Below are 16,483 nucleotides of genomic sequence, written 5' to 3'. Positions count from 1 at the left end.
CCCGCCCTTCGCTTCTCGAACGACGCGATCCGAGAACCGACCGCGGGGGTCGCTCCTTCCTGGATGAGCCGACGTGGACGAGACCCCCCGCGAGAATTGGTCCGAGTATCTGCTGCTCGCCGTCACGGTGATCCCGGCCATGATCGCGAACGGCCTGATGCCATCCTGGGACGTACTCCCGTTCGGCGGCTGGATGGCCGTCGCGACCCTCGGCGGGGCCGTCGCCGGCGCGATCGCGACGCCTCTTTCCCTTCGCGGCCTGGTCTCGGGCCTGGTCGCCGGGGTCGGGATCTTCGCGGGGATCTGGCTCCAGGTCGCCCTCCGATCCTGGTTGACGGCCGGCGCCGCGATCTGGCGTCCCGAACTCGTGGTCGGCGCGCTGATCGGCTGGGCCCCGGGGATCTGGCTCCACCACGCCTGGGCCCGTCCCCAAAGTTGACCGTCGGGACGGCCGCGGGCCCATTGCACCGCTCCCGTTCCGTCGCCGCCTCCTTGAGCCGCCCCGCGCCGCCGGGTATGTTCGCGAAAGGTCGAACCCTGTGGCTCAAGCGAACGGGAGGCGCGACGATGCGAGTGCGGACCGGCGGTGATCGGCGGGAGTTCCTGCAAGTTGGGGCGGCGGGCGCGGCGCTGGCGATCCTGGGCGAGGCGCCGCGGGCGGCCCTCGGCGCGGGGTTCCGGGCCAAGAACGAGCGGCCTCGGCTGGCCCTCATCGGCGCGGGGGGGCAAGGGACCTGGGACGCGATCGGTGCCGCCCACTTCGGCGACTTCGTCGCGGTGGCCGACGTCGACAAGAACCACGCCGAGAAGGCCCGCGACAGCGAGCGCATCGGCAAGAAGAAGGCCGAGGCTTTCGAGGACTACCGCAAGGTCCTCGACCGCAACGACGTCGACGCCGTGGTCATCGGCACGCCCGACCACTGGCACACGAAGATCTGCATCGACGCCATGAAGGCCGGCAAGGACGTCTACTGCGAGAAGCCCCTGACCCTCACGATCGACGAGGGCAAGAAGCTCCGCGAGGCCGTCGAGAAGACCGGCCGCGTGCTCCAGGTCGGCACCCAGCAGCGCAGCGACCACAACAAGGTCTTCCTGATGGCCGTCGCCCTGGTCCGCTCGGGCCGGATCGGCAAGATCAAGAAGGTGACCGCGGCCATCGGCGGCGGGCCCTCCGGCGGGCCGTTCGCCAAGGAGACCCCGCCCCCCGAGCTGAACTGGGACGTGTGGCTGGGCCAGGCCCCCAAGGTCGACTACATCGCCAAGCGCGCCCACGCCGACTTCCGGTGGTGGTACGAATACTCCGGCGGCAAGCTCACCGACTGGGGAGCGCACCACGTCGACGTCGCCCACTGGGGCCTCGGCAAGGGCGACACCGGGCCGACCACGATCGAGGTCGAGCGGGCCGTCCTGCCGGTCGCCTACAAGGCCGGATACGCGACGGTCGACGACTGCTTCAACACCGTGAACTCCTTCCTGGTGAAGGCGACCTTCGCCGACGGCACGCCGCTGGAGATCCGCGACGACACCGAAAACGGCGTGACCTTCCAGGGCGAGCGGGGCAAGATCTTCGTCACCCGAGATCGCATCGACCTCGAAGGGGGCGCGGTCGGGGCGCTCTACAAGGACCCGATCCCGGAGTCGCTCCTGGCCGAGCTGCGCAACGGCAAGGCGCTCGACGGCCACATGGAGAACTTCTTCGCCTGCTGCAACGACCGCGGCAAGCCGGCCGCCGACGTCTGGAGCCACCACCGCGCCCTCTCCACCTGCCACCTGGCGAACATCGCCATCCGGCTCGGCAACCGAAAGCTGACGTGGGACCCGGAGAAGGAACTCATCGTCGGCGACGACGAGGCCAACGGCTTCCTCACCCGCCCCCAGCGCGACGGCTACGAGATCGTCGTCTGACGAGACGTCCGGCCCTTGGATTCGACGCACGGCCCCTCCCCGCCCGTCGGGGGCGAGGGGCCGTCGCCTTTCATTCGGCCAGGTCGAGGTCGTGCAGCGAGCTTTCCAGCGCGGCGAGGTCCCAGACCTCGACCGGCGACTCGGGCCCGACGATCGCCAGCCGTCGGCCGTCCGGCTGGAAGGCCAGCGCGAAGGCCCGACCCCCCTGCCAGGGGAGCCGCAAGGTCGGGACGGGGGACGCGGGGCGGGTCACGTCCCAGAGCTGCACGCCGAGCTGCGAGCCGGCCGCGAGCCGACGGCCGTCAGGCGAGAAGGCCAGGGCCGTCGCGATCGATTCGGCGCCGTCAGGCCTCGGCGGGATCCGACCCAGGACCTCCAGCCGGCGGGCGTCCAGCAGGACGATCGCCCCGGCCCAGTCGCTGATCGCCAGCAGCCCGCCGTCGGGGCCGAGGGCCATCGCCACCGGGTTGACCGGCGGCGGCTCGGCCCCCCAGGGCTCCAGCTTAGCCTCGACCCGCTCCCCCTCGCGCCGCAGGGACCAGGCCTGGACGGACGACGGCTCCGCGATCAGGTAGAGCCGATCCCCCCCCGGCGCGAGCTGGAGGGCGCGGACCCGGCCCCCCCCCCAGGGGTTCCCCTCGGGCGCCCCCTGCGGGCGTCGACGCTCCCCTTCGGGCGGAGGCCCTGCGCCGGGACGGCCGGGCGGGGCGCCCCCCGCGCCGCGCCTCGGAGTCTCCTCGCCGGGGCCGTCGCCCCAGGGCGAGGCGGGGCCGACGAGCGGCTCGTCCGTGCGCGAGACCGGGATCAGTCGGTCGGGGCGTTCGACCTCCCAGAGGTAGACGGAGCGGCCGCGCGCCAGGGCGAAGGTCCGTCCGTCCGACGACCGGGCGAGCGGGCCGGAGCCGCCCGGCGGGCGCGAGCGTGCAGCAGCCGGCGGCTCGACGCGACGCACGGGCGCATCGGGGGAGAGGGCCGACGGGCGGACCTCCAGCCCCCGGGCATCGTGGGCGACCAGTCCGCCGTCGGCGTCGAAAGCCGGCGCGACCGCTCGCGATCGGTCGCGGCCGCGGGGGCCGCCCCCCCGGAAGTCGTCCCGCCCGGCGGCCTCGGCCGGCGGGCCGACGAGGTCGTCGACGGCCGCCTCGGCCACGGTCGGGCCCAGCCGATGCGCCGAGCCATCGGCCGACGCCCCGTCCGAAGGGCTCCAGATCCAGACGTCCCCCTCGCCGTCACCCACGGCCAGCAGGCCGTCCGCGCGGAAGGCGGCCGAGGCGGGCCGGCCTCCGATCCCGCCGACCTGCACTCGCGCGGCCGGCTCGCGGATCGTCCAGGTCGACGTGGTCATGGTCCGGCCGCCGGCGGCGAGGGTCCGCCCGTCCGACGAGAAAGCCAGGTCGGCCACCGGCTCGGCGCTGGGGAGGACGGCGACGAGCTTATGGCTGGCCGCGTCCCACAGTTCCACCTGGGCGCCGACGGGGTTGGCCGCGGCCAGGAGCGTCCCCTGGGGGTTGAACTGGAGCCGGAAGGCCTGGCTCTGCGACGGCAGGCTGATGACGAAGCCGCCGGCGTCGGCGCTGCCGAGCTTCCAGAGGTGGATGTTCCCTTCGGAGGCCGCCGCCAGCAGGTCCGCCCCCCCCAGGGCCAGCGAGAGGACCTCGGCCGGGGCGTCGACCGTGCGCAGCTCCGCCCCGTCCTCGGCGGCGAGCAAGCGGATCGTCGTCCCCTTCCAGGCCGCCGCGGCCACGGTCTTGCCGTCGGCCGAGACGGCGACCAGCATCGGCGGCGGCCCCCCCCCCCACTGGGGCCGGCCTTCCAGCTCCAGGTCGAGGACCCTGGCCCGGGGCTCGGCCCGCTCCAGGTCCCAGAGGGCCAGGCGGAACAGGGTGCGCACGGGGCCGCCGCCCGGGGGCGGCGGGAGGCGGTCCAAGCGGTCCGGCTCGGCCTCGACCGCCACCAGACGCTTGCCGGTCGGGTCGCCGAAGGCTCCGAAGACGCGCGACTCGCCCGGGTCCAGTTCGCGCGCGAGCCCGCCGGTGGCGGCGTCGAGGAGCAGGATCGACGACCCCCCCTCGGGGACAACGGCCAGGTTCGGCCCGCAGGAGACGAGGCGGTCGCCCCAGAACCAGGAGCTCCCCCGCCGGGGCCCGCCCCCGCCGCGCGGGCCGGGGCCGCCGGGCGGCGGGGCTTCTCCGGCCCCGGGCTCGGCCCCGGCGAGCCGGCGGATCGACGTCGCCTCCCCGCGGCGGCGGCAGGCGACCTCCCAGAAGGCCAGCTCCTCGCCGTCGACCGGGGCGGTCAAAGCGGCGAGACGTGACCCGGCGGCGCCGAGCAGCACGTCGCGGGTGGGGCCGGTCGCCAGGTCGATGCGGGGGGCGATGTCCCGCAGCGTCAGGAACTCGACCGCCTCGTCGCGGAGCCGGGCCTTCATCTCCGGGTCGGGCCCGAGCGCGGCCGACTGCCGCAGCAGGTCGAGGCCCAGGGAGCGGCGGTCCGGGGTGTCGGTGCGGCGGACCAGCTCGGCGTGCCGCCAGAGGCCCGCCCGCAGGGCGGCGCGGGTCTCCTCCATCGCCCTCTCGGTGCTGGCCTTGGCCGAGACGGCCTGCGCCAGCGCCGCGACCTTCAGGTCGCGCTCCCGCTCGGCCAGGTCGCGGGCGCGGTCGACGCGGTGGTAGGCGAACGCGGCGACCGCCAGGATGATCAGGCTGGCGGCGGCCGTGACCGAGCTGATGCCCGGGTGCCGCCGCACGACCCGCCAGGCCCGCCCCGGCAGGCTGATCCGACGGGCCTTGACCGGCTCGACGTTGAGGAATCGCTCCAGGTCGGCGGCCTGATCGGCGGCCGTCGCGTAGCGGTCGGCGGGCCGCTTGGCGAGCGACTTCAGGACGATCGTCTCCAGGTCGCGGGGGATCTTCGGGTCGATCGCCCGGGGGGCGACCGGCTCGCGGCCGGCGATCTGGTCCAGCAGCTCGGCGGCGCTGGAGCCGTCGAACGGCGGGCGGAGGGTGAGCAGCTCATAGAGGGTGGCGCCCAGGCTGTAGACGTCGGTCCGGCCGTCGATCACGCCGGTCCGGCCCTGCTCCGGGCTCATGTACCGGGGCGTGCCCAGCATCCCCTCGTGGTGGGTGAGGCCCGGGTCGGCCAGCCGGCGGGCGAGGCCGAAGTCGGCGACCCAGATCGAGCCCTCGGCGTCGATCAGGAGGTTCGAGGGCTTGACGTCGCGGTGGATGACCCCATGCTGGTGAGCGTGGGCGAGCGCCTCGGCGGCCTGCATCCCCACCCGGGCGACCCAGCGGTGGTAGGCCGAGCCGCGGGGGGGCGCGAACGGGGGGACCGCGTCGTCGTCGGCCGGGCGGCCCGCCGCGAGGGCCTTCGGGTGCTGCGAGAGGCTCCAGGTCGAGGTCGGATCCTCGCCGCCCGAGGTCGACCGGGCCGGCAGCGATCGGGGGCCGGGCGAGGCCGCGCGGCGGTTCCACGAGAGGCCCGAAGAGGCGCGGGCCCACGCCCCGAAGAGCCGGGCGGCGGAGGACCCCGCCCCGCGCGGCGACCCGGAGTCGCCCGACCGCGCGCCGCCGGGCCCGCGTTCGCGGCGCATCCAGCGGACGACCCGATCGAGGCCGCTCCCCTCGATCCGCTGCATGGCGTAGTAGCAGAGCCCGCCGACCTGGCCGACGTCGAAGACCGGGACGATGTGGGTGTGGTGCAGGCCGGCGGCGACGCGGGCCTCGTTGAGGAAGCGGCGGCGGGCCGAGGAGTCCGGGGCGGCGTGCGTCCCCAGGACCTTGAGGGCCACCGGGCGGTCGAGGCCGACGTGGACGGCCTCGTAGACCGTCCCCATCCCGCCCCGGCCCAATTCGCGGACCACGCGATAGCCGGCGATCCGCCGCCCGGACTCGATGTTCCGCCCGGGGCCCGCGTCCGCGCCGGACCCCGAGCCCCCGGCCCCGCCGACCAGGCCGTGGACCAGCTCCAGGCCTTCGAGGGCCGCCCGGACGTCCCCTTCGAGGTCGCCGTAGCGGGCGGCGAAGGCCTCGGCGGGCGGGGCCTCGCCGCGCTCGGCCAGCTCCAGGTAGAGCTCGATGGCCTCGCCCAGGAGCTCGTCCTCGTCGAGGGGGGCGTAGGGGGTCGCTTCGTCAAGCGGTCGAGCCATCTTCATACCTCAATGATCCGCCCGGCGGGCCTTCGAGGGAGCGTTTCAGGCGCTTCAGGCCCCGGGCCCAGACGCCCCGCACCGACTTGCGGCTGAGCCCCATCCGCTCGCCGATCGTTTCGAACGAGAGGTTCTCGGCGTGGTAGAGCCAGAGGACGTCGGCCTCGCCCTCGGGGAGCGCCCCGAGCGCGTCGGCCAGGAGCACGATCAGCTCGCGGCGGCTGACGACCTCGCTCGGGCTGGTCTGGCTGAGGGCCAGCACGTCCAGCAGCCGCCCGCCGCCCCCGCCGCCCCCCCCCGGCTCGGCCTTCCCCTCCCCCCGGCCGCCGTCCCAGAGGGCGTCGAGCGGGACCGCGGCGACGCCGCCGGCCCGCTTGGTCCGGCTGTGGTAGCGCCCGAGGTCGGCGAGCTTCTGGCCCACCAGGCGGCGCAGCCAGCCCACCAGCGCGGCCTCGTTCTGGCCGGTGAACTGGGGGAACTGGCGGACGACCTCCACCAGGGCCTCCTGGACCACGTCCGATAGCTCCAGCCGCTCGCGCAGCCGGGGGCCCAGGCCGGTCCGGACGACCATCCTCAGGTAGTTCCTGTAGAGCGCGCACAGCTCGCCGAGCGCATCGGCCTCTCCGGCTCGCGCCCTGGCCAGCAGCTCGATCGGCCCTTCGGCCATGACGGTCGCCCCCGCCTTCTTCTGTCTCTAGTCAAGTAGGCGACGCCCCGGCCCCGGCCGGACCGTCGAACGCCCGAAATCGCCGCCGGGCGAGACGGCCGATGGCGGACGCCCCCCGTTTCCATCATCGGGAGGCCCCCGTCCGCCGGCAAGTCGGGGGGCGAGGCGCACGCGAAAACCCCCGGGCGATCGAGGGATCGCCGGGGGTCCGGAGGAAGGTCGTCGTGTCGGATTTGTTCGGGCGGAGCGGGAGAGGCCGGCCCGTCGGGGCCGGGTCTCGGCTCAGGCCTGCTTGGCGCGGCGGCCGGAGACGTACTGCCGGAGGCCGAGGCCGCCCAGCGTCGTCAGGACCAGGGCGATGGTGCTCGGTTCGGGCACCGGGGCCTCGGAGTTGGTCGAGGTGATCAGGGCCTCGACCGTGGTCAGGCCGCCGTTCGACTGCGAGGGGACCAGCAGCTTGGCGCCGTCCGGGAAGCTGAACGTGAGCTGCTGCGAGCCCAGGTCCAGGGTCTCGATCGGCTGGTCGAAGGTCGCGGTGACCGTCGAGTGGTAGGGGCTGTCGATGACGCCGTTGAGCACGCCGGTGATGACCGTGGACAGGGCCGTCAGCGGGGTGCCGTTCAGGTCCTGGGGCAGGACCGTGATGGCGAACTTGACGTTGTCGTAGGTGGTGGCGGCGCCCGCGGCCGGCGGGGCGACGACGAACGTACCCAGGCCGGCGTTCACGGAGCCCGAAGCCAGGTCCACGCCCGCGGCGCCGGCCGGGGTGAAGCTGATCAGGTTCGGTCCGCTGATCCCCTTGCTCAGGTCGATCGCGGTGGCGGTCTGATACTTGAGGATGGCGGCGGCCTCGACGTTCGAGCCCAGGCCCATCCCCACGACGATCCCGAACGCGATGGCCGCGGATCGCAGCTTGGTCAATCCCTTAGTCATGCCCATCTCTTCCTCCTGAACAAGATCGGATTGTCACGACGCAATCCTGGTCCTTCGGTCGCTTCATTCGACTCGCGTCGTGACGGCCTCGCCCGCTCGGTGGAGACGCGGTGCGGAACGGACGTCGCGAGACACGGGGATCACGACCCGGACAGGCTTCCCGGACGGGCCCCCTTGCGAGAGGCCGCGAGATCGCGACGGACTTGATGGGGACGAGAGGGACGAAAGCTGAAGGCTATCGCATCCATGCCCGCCTCCGCATGAAGACTCCGCCGTGAGTCTCTTCGTCAAGGTGTCCGTGATGTGAGCCAACGGCGGGGAAGATACCCCCGGTCGCCGATCCTGTAAACGTGAGTTTGGCCCTTTGTCGGAAATTCCGTGGATTTCCCCCGGGCGATTGCCGAAACCGCCCGGCCAGGCCCGGCGGCTCGCCCGAACAGGCCGAAACCCGCCCGATCAGAGCATGCTGACCGGGTCCACGTCGACCGCCAGCTCAACCTTGGGGGGGAGGGGAGGGTTGGAGAGGTCGCGCAGGAGGGACCGGAGCGGCCCCGCCGTCGCGCACCGGAGCTGGAGGTGGAACCGGAACTCCTCCTTGATCTTCAGCACCGGCGCCGGGCAGGGGCCGAGGAACCGCACCGAGGGGTCGGCCCGGTCCCGAAGCGCCACGGCCAGTCCCTCCATGTAGGCCTTCACCCGGGCCTCGTCGCGGCCCCGGGCCAGCAGCCGGACGATCCGGCCGTAGGGCGAGGCCAGGACCCCGGAGCGCTGGGGGAGTTCCTGGGCGACGAAGCTCTCGTAATCATGCCTGGCCGCGTGGAGGATCGCCGGGCTGTCCGGGCTGTAGGTCTGGACCAGGACCCGCCCGGCGCGGCTCCCCCGGCCGGTCCGGCCGGCGACCTGCGCCACGAGCTGGAACGTCCGCTCGGCGGCGCGGAAGTCCGGCAGGTGCAGGGCCACGTCGGCGTCGACCACGCCGACGAGGGTGACGTTGGGGAAGTCCAGCCCCTTGGCGATCATCTGCGTCCCCAGCAGGATCCGCACGTCTCCCGCCTTGAACGCGGCGAGCGTCTCCTCGTGGCTGCCGTGCCGTCGCATCGTGTCGGAGTCCATCCGCCTGGCGGCGTGGAACGGGAACTCCGAGAGGACCTCGCGCTCCAGTCGCTCGGTGCCGATGCCCCCGTAGTGGAGGACGGGCGCCTGGCACGACGGGCAGGCGGGGGGGCACGGCCGCTCGGCGTCGCAGGTGTGGCAGATCAGGAGCCGCCGCCCCTTGTGGAAGGTGGCGGCCACGTCGCAGTGGCGGCACTTGACCACGTCGCCGCACTTGGGGCAGATGACGAACGTGTTGTAGCCCCGGCGGTTCAGCAGCAGGATGACCTGGCCGTCGTCGTCGAGCGCCTGGTGCATGGCCAGGCGCAGGGAGTCGCTCAGGCCGCCGTGCAGGTTCTTCTCGTGGCGGAGGTCGATCAGCTCGACGGCCGGCATCGGCCGGCCCTCGACGCGGCTCGGCATGGCGATCCGCGCGTACCGCCCGCGCTCGGCGTTGGCCCAGGATTCGAGGGACGGGGTCGCCGAGCCCAGCATGACCGGGACCCCTTCGAGCTGGGCCCGCTTCACGGCCACGTCGCGGGCGTGGTAGCGGGGGACGGACTCCTGCTTGAAGGTGCTCTCGTGCTCCTCGTCGACGACGATCAGGCCGAGCCGGCGGGCGGGGGCGAAGATGGCCGAGCGCGCGCCGACGACCACGTCGACCTCGCCCCGGGCGATGCGGCTCCAGTGGCGGTGCCGCTCCACGTCGCTCAGGTGGCTGTGGAGCACGGCCACCCGGCGGAACCGCCGCTTGAAGCGGCGGATCGTCTGGGGCGTCAGGCTGATCTCGGGGACCAGCACGATCGCCTCGCGGCCCCGGGCGACGACCTGCTCGATGGCCGACAGGTAGACCTCGGTCTTGCCGCTCCCCGTGACGCCGAAGACCACGAACGGGGCGAACGCGTCCCCCTGCAAGGCCGGCGTCAGCGCATCCATCGCCGCCTGCTGCTCGGGGGTGAGCGCCGGCCTGGATGCCGCCTCGACGGCCGCTGCGGCGTCGACGGCGGCGGGGCCCTCGGCTTCCGCCTCCTTCGCCGCCTTCCGGGACTCGTCGAGCGAGAGCCGACGCTTGACGGTGTGGATCACGCCGTCCTTCCGGAGCCCGGCGAGGACGCCCGGGCCGCAGCGGGCGCGCCGGCAGACGTCGGCCGCGGTGAGCGGCTCTTCCTCAGACCGGCAGAGGGCGTCGATCGCCGCGGCCTGCTTGGCGGTGAGGGTCGCCTCCAGGGTGCCGTCCCGCCAGGCCTGGCGGGTCTCCGGCGTGACGACCAGGAACGTGCCGATGCGCGTCCCCGCCTGATTGCGGACCCCGGCCGGCACCACGGCGTCGAGGGCCTGGCCCCACGAGCACATGTAGTACCCGGCCATCCAGCGGGTCAGCTCCAGCATCCGGTCGTCGATCAGCGGGACCGGGTCGAGGATCTCGACGATGTTCTTGATCCGAGACGGATCGAGGCCCTCGGGGGGGAGCAGGCCGACCGACACGCAGTAGCCCGTGACGGGAGCCCCGCCCCTCCCCAGCGGCACCCGGACCCTCTGCCCGACCTTGACGCCCCCCACCAGCTTGCGGGGGACGCCGTAGGTGAGCGCCTGGTCGAACGCCCGGTTGACGACGACCTCGATGAACAGCCCGCCGCGATCCGCCCGGGCTTCGTCCTCGCCCCCGAACCAGGACGGGGGGCGGACCAGCCGGCCCGGGGATCGGGCGTCTTCGCCGTCCTGATCCTGATTGACAACGCTCATCGGGCGGACCTATCGTCGGGTTTCCGGGTCGTCGGCTGACTACCGTCATTATACGCCGAACCGCCGGACTTCTGCACGCCTGTCCAGACGGCCGGGGGCGAGGTCGCGGCGGGTCGGAGGGGGTTTGCTCGTCCATGCGATTGGGGATTTACGGCGGCACGTTCGACCCGATCCACCTGGGGCACCTGATCCTGGCGGAGCAGTGCCGCGAGGCCTGCGAGCTGGATCGGGTCTGGTTCGTCGTGGCGAACGAGCCGCCGCACAAACGCGGGGCCAAGCGGTCGGCGGTCCACCACCGGATCGAGATGACCCGACTGGCGATCGCCGGCCATGCCGCGTTCGAGGTCTCGGAGATCGAGGCTTCCCGCCCGGGCCCTTCCTACAGCGTCGAGACGCTGGCCCAGATCCGCGAGCAGCGGCCCGAGGACGAGCTGTTCTTCCTGATCGGCGGCGACAGCCTGGTGGACCTGCCGACCTGGCGCGAGCCGGGCAAGATCGCCGCGATGGCGACGATCGTCGTGGCCAACCGGCCGGGTTCGGACGTCGAGCCCCCCCCGACTTCCCCCTTCGGTCCCGATGCCCTGCCCCTCCGTCTCGTCTCCATCCCCCCCATCGGCGTGGCCTCGCAGGACCTCCGGGCCCGGCTGGCCGAGGGGCGGAGCATCCGCTACATGACGCCCAGGTCGGTCGAGGCGTACATCGAGGCGCACAAGCTCTACCGCCAGGCCCCCTGACCGGCCCGGTTCAACTTTTGCATTCGAACCGGGCTTCACCTGGGAATTCCTTCCGGGCGATACAATAAGGGGACGGCCTCGGCCGAATCGACTTCCTCTGGGTCTCGGAACACGCGCGGAAGGAAAGGGAACATGCAGCTCCTCTCCCACAGCGGACGCCCGGCCGGCCGACGCGGCCTGATTTTGACGCTCGGGCTGGCCCTGGCGACGCTCGGGGTCTCGGCCCCGGCGCGGGCGGGGGCGTTCTCCTGGCTGGACGAGGTCGTGCAGCAGATCATCGTGGAGGCCCGCGGCGGCAAGGCGGTGCTCCAGGGCGGCGACGCCGCCCGGGTCGAGGCCCGAGGCGTCGGCAAGCTGTTCGCCCGCGGGTCGGAGGAAGGGCTCGAAGGCCTGGTCAAGCAGTCGGACGAGTTGGCGACGGCCGCGCGTCGGGTCGAGACCCCGAGCGAGCTACTGCTGGAAACCCGGTTCGGCCAGCTCGTGGGCCGCGACGCCGACGCCCTGCGGACCTTCTCCGCGCTCAAGCCGGCCGAGAAGCGGGTGGTGGTCGAGATGGGCGAGTCGGCCCGCCGGATCGCTCAGCGCTACCCGCAGGAGGCCGAGACCATGGTCCGGCAGCTCGGCCCCGAGGGCCTGACGGCCGTCCGGGTCTTCGGCGACGACGTGGCCGAGGTCCTGGCAAAGGAAGGCCCGGAGAGCCTGGGCGTCCTGCGCAAGACCGGCCGGGGGGGCTGGGAGTTCCTGACGACCCAGGTGCTCCCGCATAAGAAGAAGCTGGCGGCGGCCGGGGTGCTGGCCGCCTTCTACGCCAACCCGGACGCCTTCATCGACTACACCGGCCGCGCCACCGAATACGCCGCCCGCGAGTTCGCCCGCGCCGGAGTGGCCCTGGCGACGACGGTCGGCGGCGGCCTGGCCCAGGGCCTGGAGGCGTCGATCGGCGAGGCCCTGGCGAGCCGCGGCCTGGACGTCCCCATCTTCCGTCGGATCGGCGCGGTGCTCGCCGGGCTGGTGGCCTGCGGGGCCCTTTTGGTGGTCGTGGGGATGCCGGTCCGCACGCTGCTGCGGCCGTTCACCGGGGCCGCCTGGCTGTTCCGCCGGGCCGTCCTCCGACGCCCGACCTGATCGCGGCCGGGGCCGAACCCCGGGGCCTCGACGCTCGTAGCGAATCCGGGATCGTTCCGCGCCGGATGGGCCGGCAAACTCGTCGGGCGCGGAGCAACCGTCCCGAAACGCCTCGGGACCATTCCGGGGCTTGCGGGTCGGGGGTGGGATCGGTCGATGAAGCCAGGGGTTCGCCTCTCTCGCGGGCCCGTCTACCGTGGGCATGGATGCCCTCACGTCTCGGTGAACCAGGATATCGGGGACGAGCGTGTCAAACCGCAACGCGCGACTGGACGCCCTGGAGGCCAGGCTCACCGGCCCCAAGCGGATCGCCCTGTTCGGGCATCGCAACGTCGGTAAGACGACCCTGCTGGCGATGTTCTACCGCCAGGCCGCCGGCGGGCTGGTCCCGGGCGTGCGCCTGGCCGCCGCCGATGCGCCCACGGCCGAGTACCTGGCCGAGAAGATCGCCCAGATCGAGTCCGGCGACCCGACCTCGGGCACGCTCTCGGAGACCGAGCTGCACTTGCGGCTCTACCACGGCCCGGCCCGGTTCGAGCTGATCGTCAAGGACTATCAGGGGGAGCACGTCACCCTGGGGACCGACGAGCCGATCCAGGAGTTCTTCGCGGGCTGCGACGCCGTGTTCCTCTGCCTGGACCCCGAGGGCTCCACCGACGTCGCCGAGCGCCGACGCCGCCAGCAGGAGGTCGAGAACCTCCTGGAGCGTTACATCGAGCGTTCCGAGGACATCAGCACCGACCGCCCCGTCGCCCTGCTGCTGACCAAGTTCGACCGCGTGCTCGACCGCGAGGGCCGGGGGTCGACGGCCGACGAGGCGTTCGTCGAGGCCCTGGTCGACCGCCAGTACGGCATGACCCGTCACGCCCTCCGCCAGCACGCCCCCGACGGCGTGATCTTCGCCGTCAGCTCGTTCGGCTCCGGCTCGGACGGCAACCGGCCTCCGTCGGAGATCCGCCCGATGGGCCTCGAAGGCCCTCTGGGCTGGGTCGCCGAGCAGCTCGAAACCCGCGACCGGGCCCAGATGGAATTGCTCTGGGACCTCGCCCCGAAGGACCTGCCGAGGCTCCGGCGCTGCCTGGCCGCGTACGAGAAACGCTACCCCCGCTCGAACCGGACCTACGAGTTCCGGGAGCGGCTGAAGCGCCGCGAACGGGGCCGGAAGCTGGCCCGGTTCGGGAAGCTCGCCGGGGCCGCCGCCATCCTGGCGGGCCTGGCCGTCGGCTACGACTACTGGGGCTACACCCGGGCCTCGGCCTTCGAGCGCGACTCGGGCAACGCGGCGACGGCCGTCGCCCGGAGCTGGTCGGATCTGCTGGAGGCCCACCCCACGCTCCCCTACTTCCTCCCCCGCCTGGCCCGCGAGGCGGCGAACAAGAGGGCCGAGTGGACCGTCAAGGCCACCGGCGTGCAGATCGCCGCCGGTACGGTCGTCCCGGACCTCGACGCCCGGCTGGAGGCCGCCCGCACCCAGGCGCCCGAACTCGCCCCGGCGATCCGCGAAGTCGAGAAGTCCCGCGAGCAGGTCCGCCACGACGAGCGCTGGAAGGACGTGTACGCCCAGGTGAACTCGCTGGAGACGGTCGACGAGCCCGACAAGGGGGTCGCCGCCCTCGACGGCTTCCTCCGCGAGTTCCCGGACACCACGCGACGGCCCGAGATCCTCAAGCTGGCCCAGGGCCTCAAGGCCGAGCTGACCACCCGCCGCACCGCCGCCGAGCGCCGGACCGTCGACGACCTGGTTCGGTCCGAGGCCCTCCCCAACGCCTCGCTCGCCGACCTGATCGAACGCTCGCGGAAGTTCCTGGACGAGCACCCGGAGAGCCCCTACCGGACCGAGGTCCAGGACCGGCTCGACGAGTACGTCCGCCGCCTCGACGACCGCGACATCGCCCGCGCCCGCGAGTATTCCCAGCGCCAGCCGACGAGCTTCGCGGCGCGGATCGAGAAGTACCAGGAATACCTGAAGGCCCACCAGGCCGGCGGACGGTACATCAGCGAGGCGATCGAGGCCCGCGACAAGATCCTCCGCGAGTGGGACGCCTACTCCTACCGCCAGGCCTACGACCACGCCGCGTCCCACCCCGACGACGTGGCCGAGGTAGCCCGCCGCCTCCGGGACTACCTCCGCGACCACCCCGACGGCCGCTTCGCCGAGACCTCCAAGACTTACCTCGACTGGTGGGACAAGGCGTCCACCCCCCACGGTTACCGTGTCACTCTGCGCCGGGGCGAGGTGGCTTCGTCCACCGGCAAGTACCTGGCCGGCGGCGGGCCCGACCTGGGGGTGACGATCCAGGTCGGCGGCGTGACCTACGGGCCCTCGCCGGTCATCGCCAACTCCACCCGGCCGATCTGGGACTACACGTTCCCCCAGCCGGTCGTCTGGAAGTACGGCGATCCCGTCACCATCCGGGTCGTCGACTACGACTGGTCCGCCTCCGAGATCGCCGTCCTCAACAGCCGCCAGGGCGACCCCCTCGCCATGCGGCTGCTGGACAACACCATCAAGTTCGCCCGTGGCGGCCAGACCTCGCTCACCTTCGCCTCCGACTTCGCCATGCCCGCCCTCGCCCGGCCGAGGTAGGCGAAGCCCTGCGACTCACCCGGCGAGCGCCTCCGGATCCTCGGTCACGATGAGCACGAAGGAGCCGGTCGGGCTGCGCCGCAAGATCCCGAACCGCCCGAAGTCGACATAGAGGAAGCCGTCCCTCCCCACGTCGAATCCCTCCGGGTTGCCCGAACTGATCCTTGTGATGGAGCCGGCGATCCAGGTCCAGAGGCCGAACGGGCCGTAGTCGACGAACAGGGTCCCGTCGGGCGCCGCGGTCAGGCCCTCGGGATTGGCGACGCTGATCTGAGAGATCGAGCCCCCGCCCGCGGTCATCCGCCAGAGCCCGAACTGGCCGTAGTCGATGAAGAGCGAGCCGTCGGCCGCCGGTACCATGTTCTCGGGGTTCGCCCCGTTGACGATCCGCAGCCCCGACGCCGTCAATCGCCAGAGGCCGAACGTGCCGTAGTCGACGTAGAGCGAGCCGTCGGCCGCCGGTACCATGTTCTCGGGGTTCGCGCCGTTGATGATCCCCAGCCCCGACGCCGTCAACCGCCAGAGGCCGAACGGGCCGTAATCGAGATAGAGCGAGCCGTCGACGGCGACCGCCATGTTCTGGGGGTTGGCGGGGTTGATCTGCACGAATCCGGCCCCGGTCCTGGTCCAGAGCCCGTTGGGGCCGAAGTCGACGAAAAGGGTCCCGTCCTGCGCGACGGCCATCGCCTCCGGGTTTCCCGAGTTGAGCGGCGCGACGCCGACGCCCACCGTCCAGCCCCACAGGCCGTCGGCTCCCCGGTCGATGTAGACGTTCGGGTGCACGGCGGAGATGGTGAGGGTGTAAGGCCCGGTCAGGTGCTGGCTGCCGACGAAGTCGGCCTCTCCTTCAGCCGCCGAGTATTGGGTGTTCTCCCAGTTCGAAACTCCGATGTAATAGACTCCCGCGGTCCCGAAGGTGCGCCGCACATAGGAGTCGAAGAAGGTGGAGACGTGCGAGGCGCCCGACGGGGGCTGCGGCTCGTCGGGGGCCTGGGCGTCGTTGTTCGCGGCGAGTTGAGTCCCGTTCGCGTCGAAGATCCGGATGTAAGAGCCGAGGCCGGGCACCCCGTTCGTGGGGGTGTCGATGTCGAACTCGACGACCTGACCCGCCTGGACCTCGAATGCGTACATATCGACGTCGGCCGCTTCGGAAATGGTCCCTGCAACCGACCTGGACGAGGCGACGGGTCCCAGGAGCACGGCCTCGCTCAACTGGTCGTCGAGGTCCACGGCCAGCAAAGCCCGCGCCTCCAGGCGTTCGCTCCAGGGCCTGAAGTTCCGGCGGCGGGACGACCTGTTTCGATGATGGGGCGAAGGCATGGGCTGCTCTCCGGCGCGTGTCGAATCCACCGGCAGGGTCGACGGGACCGTGCGGCGATCCCGGCATTCTGGCCACGCCCGGCCGCCAAACACAATTAGGGTCCCGTCGATTCAAAACCGGTCCGTTACTCAACCTGGCACCGGAACAAGCTCGGCTGCGGACCCGGGCCCGGCCAAACCAAGCCACCCCTCACCCGTCCAGCACGAAGACATCCCAAAACGACACAGCC

10 protein-coding genes are annotated in these 16,483 nt (G+C 72.5%); 5 read left to right on the top strand and 5 right to left on the bottom strand.

Features of this window, described 5'->3' with window-relative positions; all coding sequences use genetic code 11:
- Positions 1–73: 73 nt before the first annotated feature.
- Entirely contained in the window at positions 74–439 is a 366-nt protein-coding gene (locus G6O68_RS07480; protein WP_165246367.1) for a hypothetical protein, read from the top strand.
- A gap of 128 nt (positions 440–567) precedes the next feature.
- Positions 568–1,905, top strand: a complete 1,338-nt coding sequence (locus tag G6O68_RS07475) for a Gfo/Idh/MocA family protein (RefSeq protein ID WP_165246366.1) — start codon at positions 568–570, stop codon at positions 1,903–1,905.
- A 70-nt stretch (positions 1,906–1,975) separates the two neighbouring features.
- Here G6O68_RS07475 and G6O68_RS07470 read toward each other — a convergent pair whose 3' ends face one another.
- The 4 genes from G6O68_RS07470 to priA all read right to left on the bottom strand — a co-directional run bounded on the left by G6O68_RS07470 (position 1,976) and on the right by priA (position 10,487).
- Positions 1,976–6,052, bottom strand: a complete 4,077-nt coding sequence (locus G6O68_RS07470) for a serine/threonine-protein kinase (RefSeq protein ID WP_165246365.1) — start codon at positions 6,050–6,052, stop codon at positions 1,976–1,978.
- A complete protein-coding gene (locus G6O68_RS07465) occupies positions 6,036–6,719 on the bottom strand; it encodes a sigma-70 family RNA polymerase sigma factor (protein WP_165246364.1) in 684 nt (227 codons plus the stop codon). The genes G6O68_RS07470 and G6O68_RS07465 overlap by 17 nt, the downstream gene beginning before the upstream one ends.
- Positions 6,720–7,001: 282 nt before the next feature.
- Positions 7,002–7,652, bottom strand: a complete 651-nt coding sequence (locus G6O68_RS07460; protein WP_165246363.1) for a PEP-CTERM sorting domain-containing protein — start codon at positions 7,650–7,652, stop codon at positions 7,002–7,004.
- A 456-nt stretch (positions 7,653–8,108) separates the two neighbouring features.
- Positions 8,109–10,487 carry a replication restart helicase PriA gene (priA, locus tag G6O68_RS07455; protein WP_165246362.1) on the bottom strand — a complete coding sequence of 793 codons (2,379 nt, stop codon included), beginning with the start codon at positions 10,485–10,487 and terminating at the stop codon, positions 8,109–8,111.
- A 134-nt stretch (positions 10,488–10,621) separates the two neighbouring features.
- Here priA and nadD point away from each other — a divergent pair, with 134 nt between their 5' ends.
- The 3 genes from nadD (at position 10,622) to G6O68_RS07440 (ending at position 14,933) form a co-directional block, all read left to right on the top strand.
- Positions 10,622–11,221, top strand: a complete 600-nt coding sequence (nadD, locus tag G6O68_RS07450; RefSeq protein ID WP_165246361.1) for a nicotinate-nucleotide adenylyltransferase — start codon at positions 10,622–10,624, stop codon at positions 11,219–11,221.
- 132 nt (positions 11,222–11,353) lie between these two features.
- On the top strand, positions 11,354–12,346 hold the full coding sequence (locus G6O68_RS07445) for a hypothetical protein (protein ID WP_165246360.1): 993 nt from the start codon (positions 11,354–11,356) through the stop codon (positions 12,344–12,346).
- 247 nt (positions 12,347–12,593) lie between these two features.
- Positions 12,594–14,933 carry a GTPase domain-containing protein gene (locus G6O68_RS07440; RefSeq protein ID WP_165246359.1) on the top strand — a complete coding sequence of 780 codons (2,340 nt, stop codon included), beginning with the start codon at positions 12,594–12,596 and terminating at the stop codon, positions 14,931–14,933.
- A gap of 15 nt (positions 14,934–14,948) precedes the next feature.
- Here the strand turns inward: G6O68_RS07440 and G6O68_RS07435 are convergent, their stop codons facing one another.
- Positions 14,949–16,253 (bottom strand): DVUA0089 family protein, encoded by a 1,305-nt coding sequence (locus tag G6O68_RS07435; protein WP_165246358.1) that lies wholly within the window; start codon positions 16,251–16,253, stop codon positions 14,949–14,951.
- Between the last annotated feature and the right edge of the window lie 230 nt (positions 16,254–16,483).

Origin of the sequence: Paludisphaera soli, assembly GCF_011064595.1 — a bacterium.
In the GTDB taxonomy this organism is placed as follows: domain Bacteria; phylum Planctomycetota; class Planctomycetia; order Isosphaerales; family Isosphaeraceae; genus Paludisphaera; species Paludisphaera soli.
The sequence above is the reverse complement of the archived record's forward strand: the minus strand, read 5'-3'. Positions and strand labels throughout refer to the sequence as shown.

Coding starts and splice junctions, on each gene's coding strand:
- G6O68_RS07475 (WP_165246366.1), top strand. CDS start 568: ATGCGAGTGCGGACCGGCGGTGATCGGCGGGAGTTCCTGCAAGTTGGG.
- G6O68_RS07470 (WP_165246365.1), bottom strand. CDS start 6,052: ATGGCTCGACCGCTTGACGAAGCGACCCCCTACGCCCCCCTCGACGAG.
- G6O68_RS07465 (WP_165246364.1), bottom strand. CDS start 6,719: ATGGCCGAAGGGCCGATCGAGCTGCTGGCCAGGGCGCGAGCCGGAGAG.
- G6O68_RS07460 (WP_165246363.1), bottom strand. CDS start 7,652: ATGACTAAGGGATTGACCAAGCTGCGATCCGCGGCCATCGCGTTCGGG.
- priA (WP_165246362.1), bottom strand. CDS start 10,487: ATGAGCGTTGTCAATCAGGATCAGGACGGCGAAGACGCCCGATCCCCG.
- nadD (WP_165246361.1), top strand. CDS start 10,622: ATGCGATTGGGGATTTACGGCGGCACGTTCGACCCGATCCACCTGGGG.
- G6O68_RS07445 (WP_165246360.1), top strand. CDS start 11,354: ATGCAGCTCCTCTCCCACAGCGGACGCCCGGCCGGCCGACGCGGCCTG.
- G6O68_RS07435 (WP_165246358.1), bottom strand. CDS start 16,253: ATGCCTTCGCCCCATCATCGAAACAGGTCGTCCCGCCGCCGGAACTTC.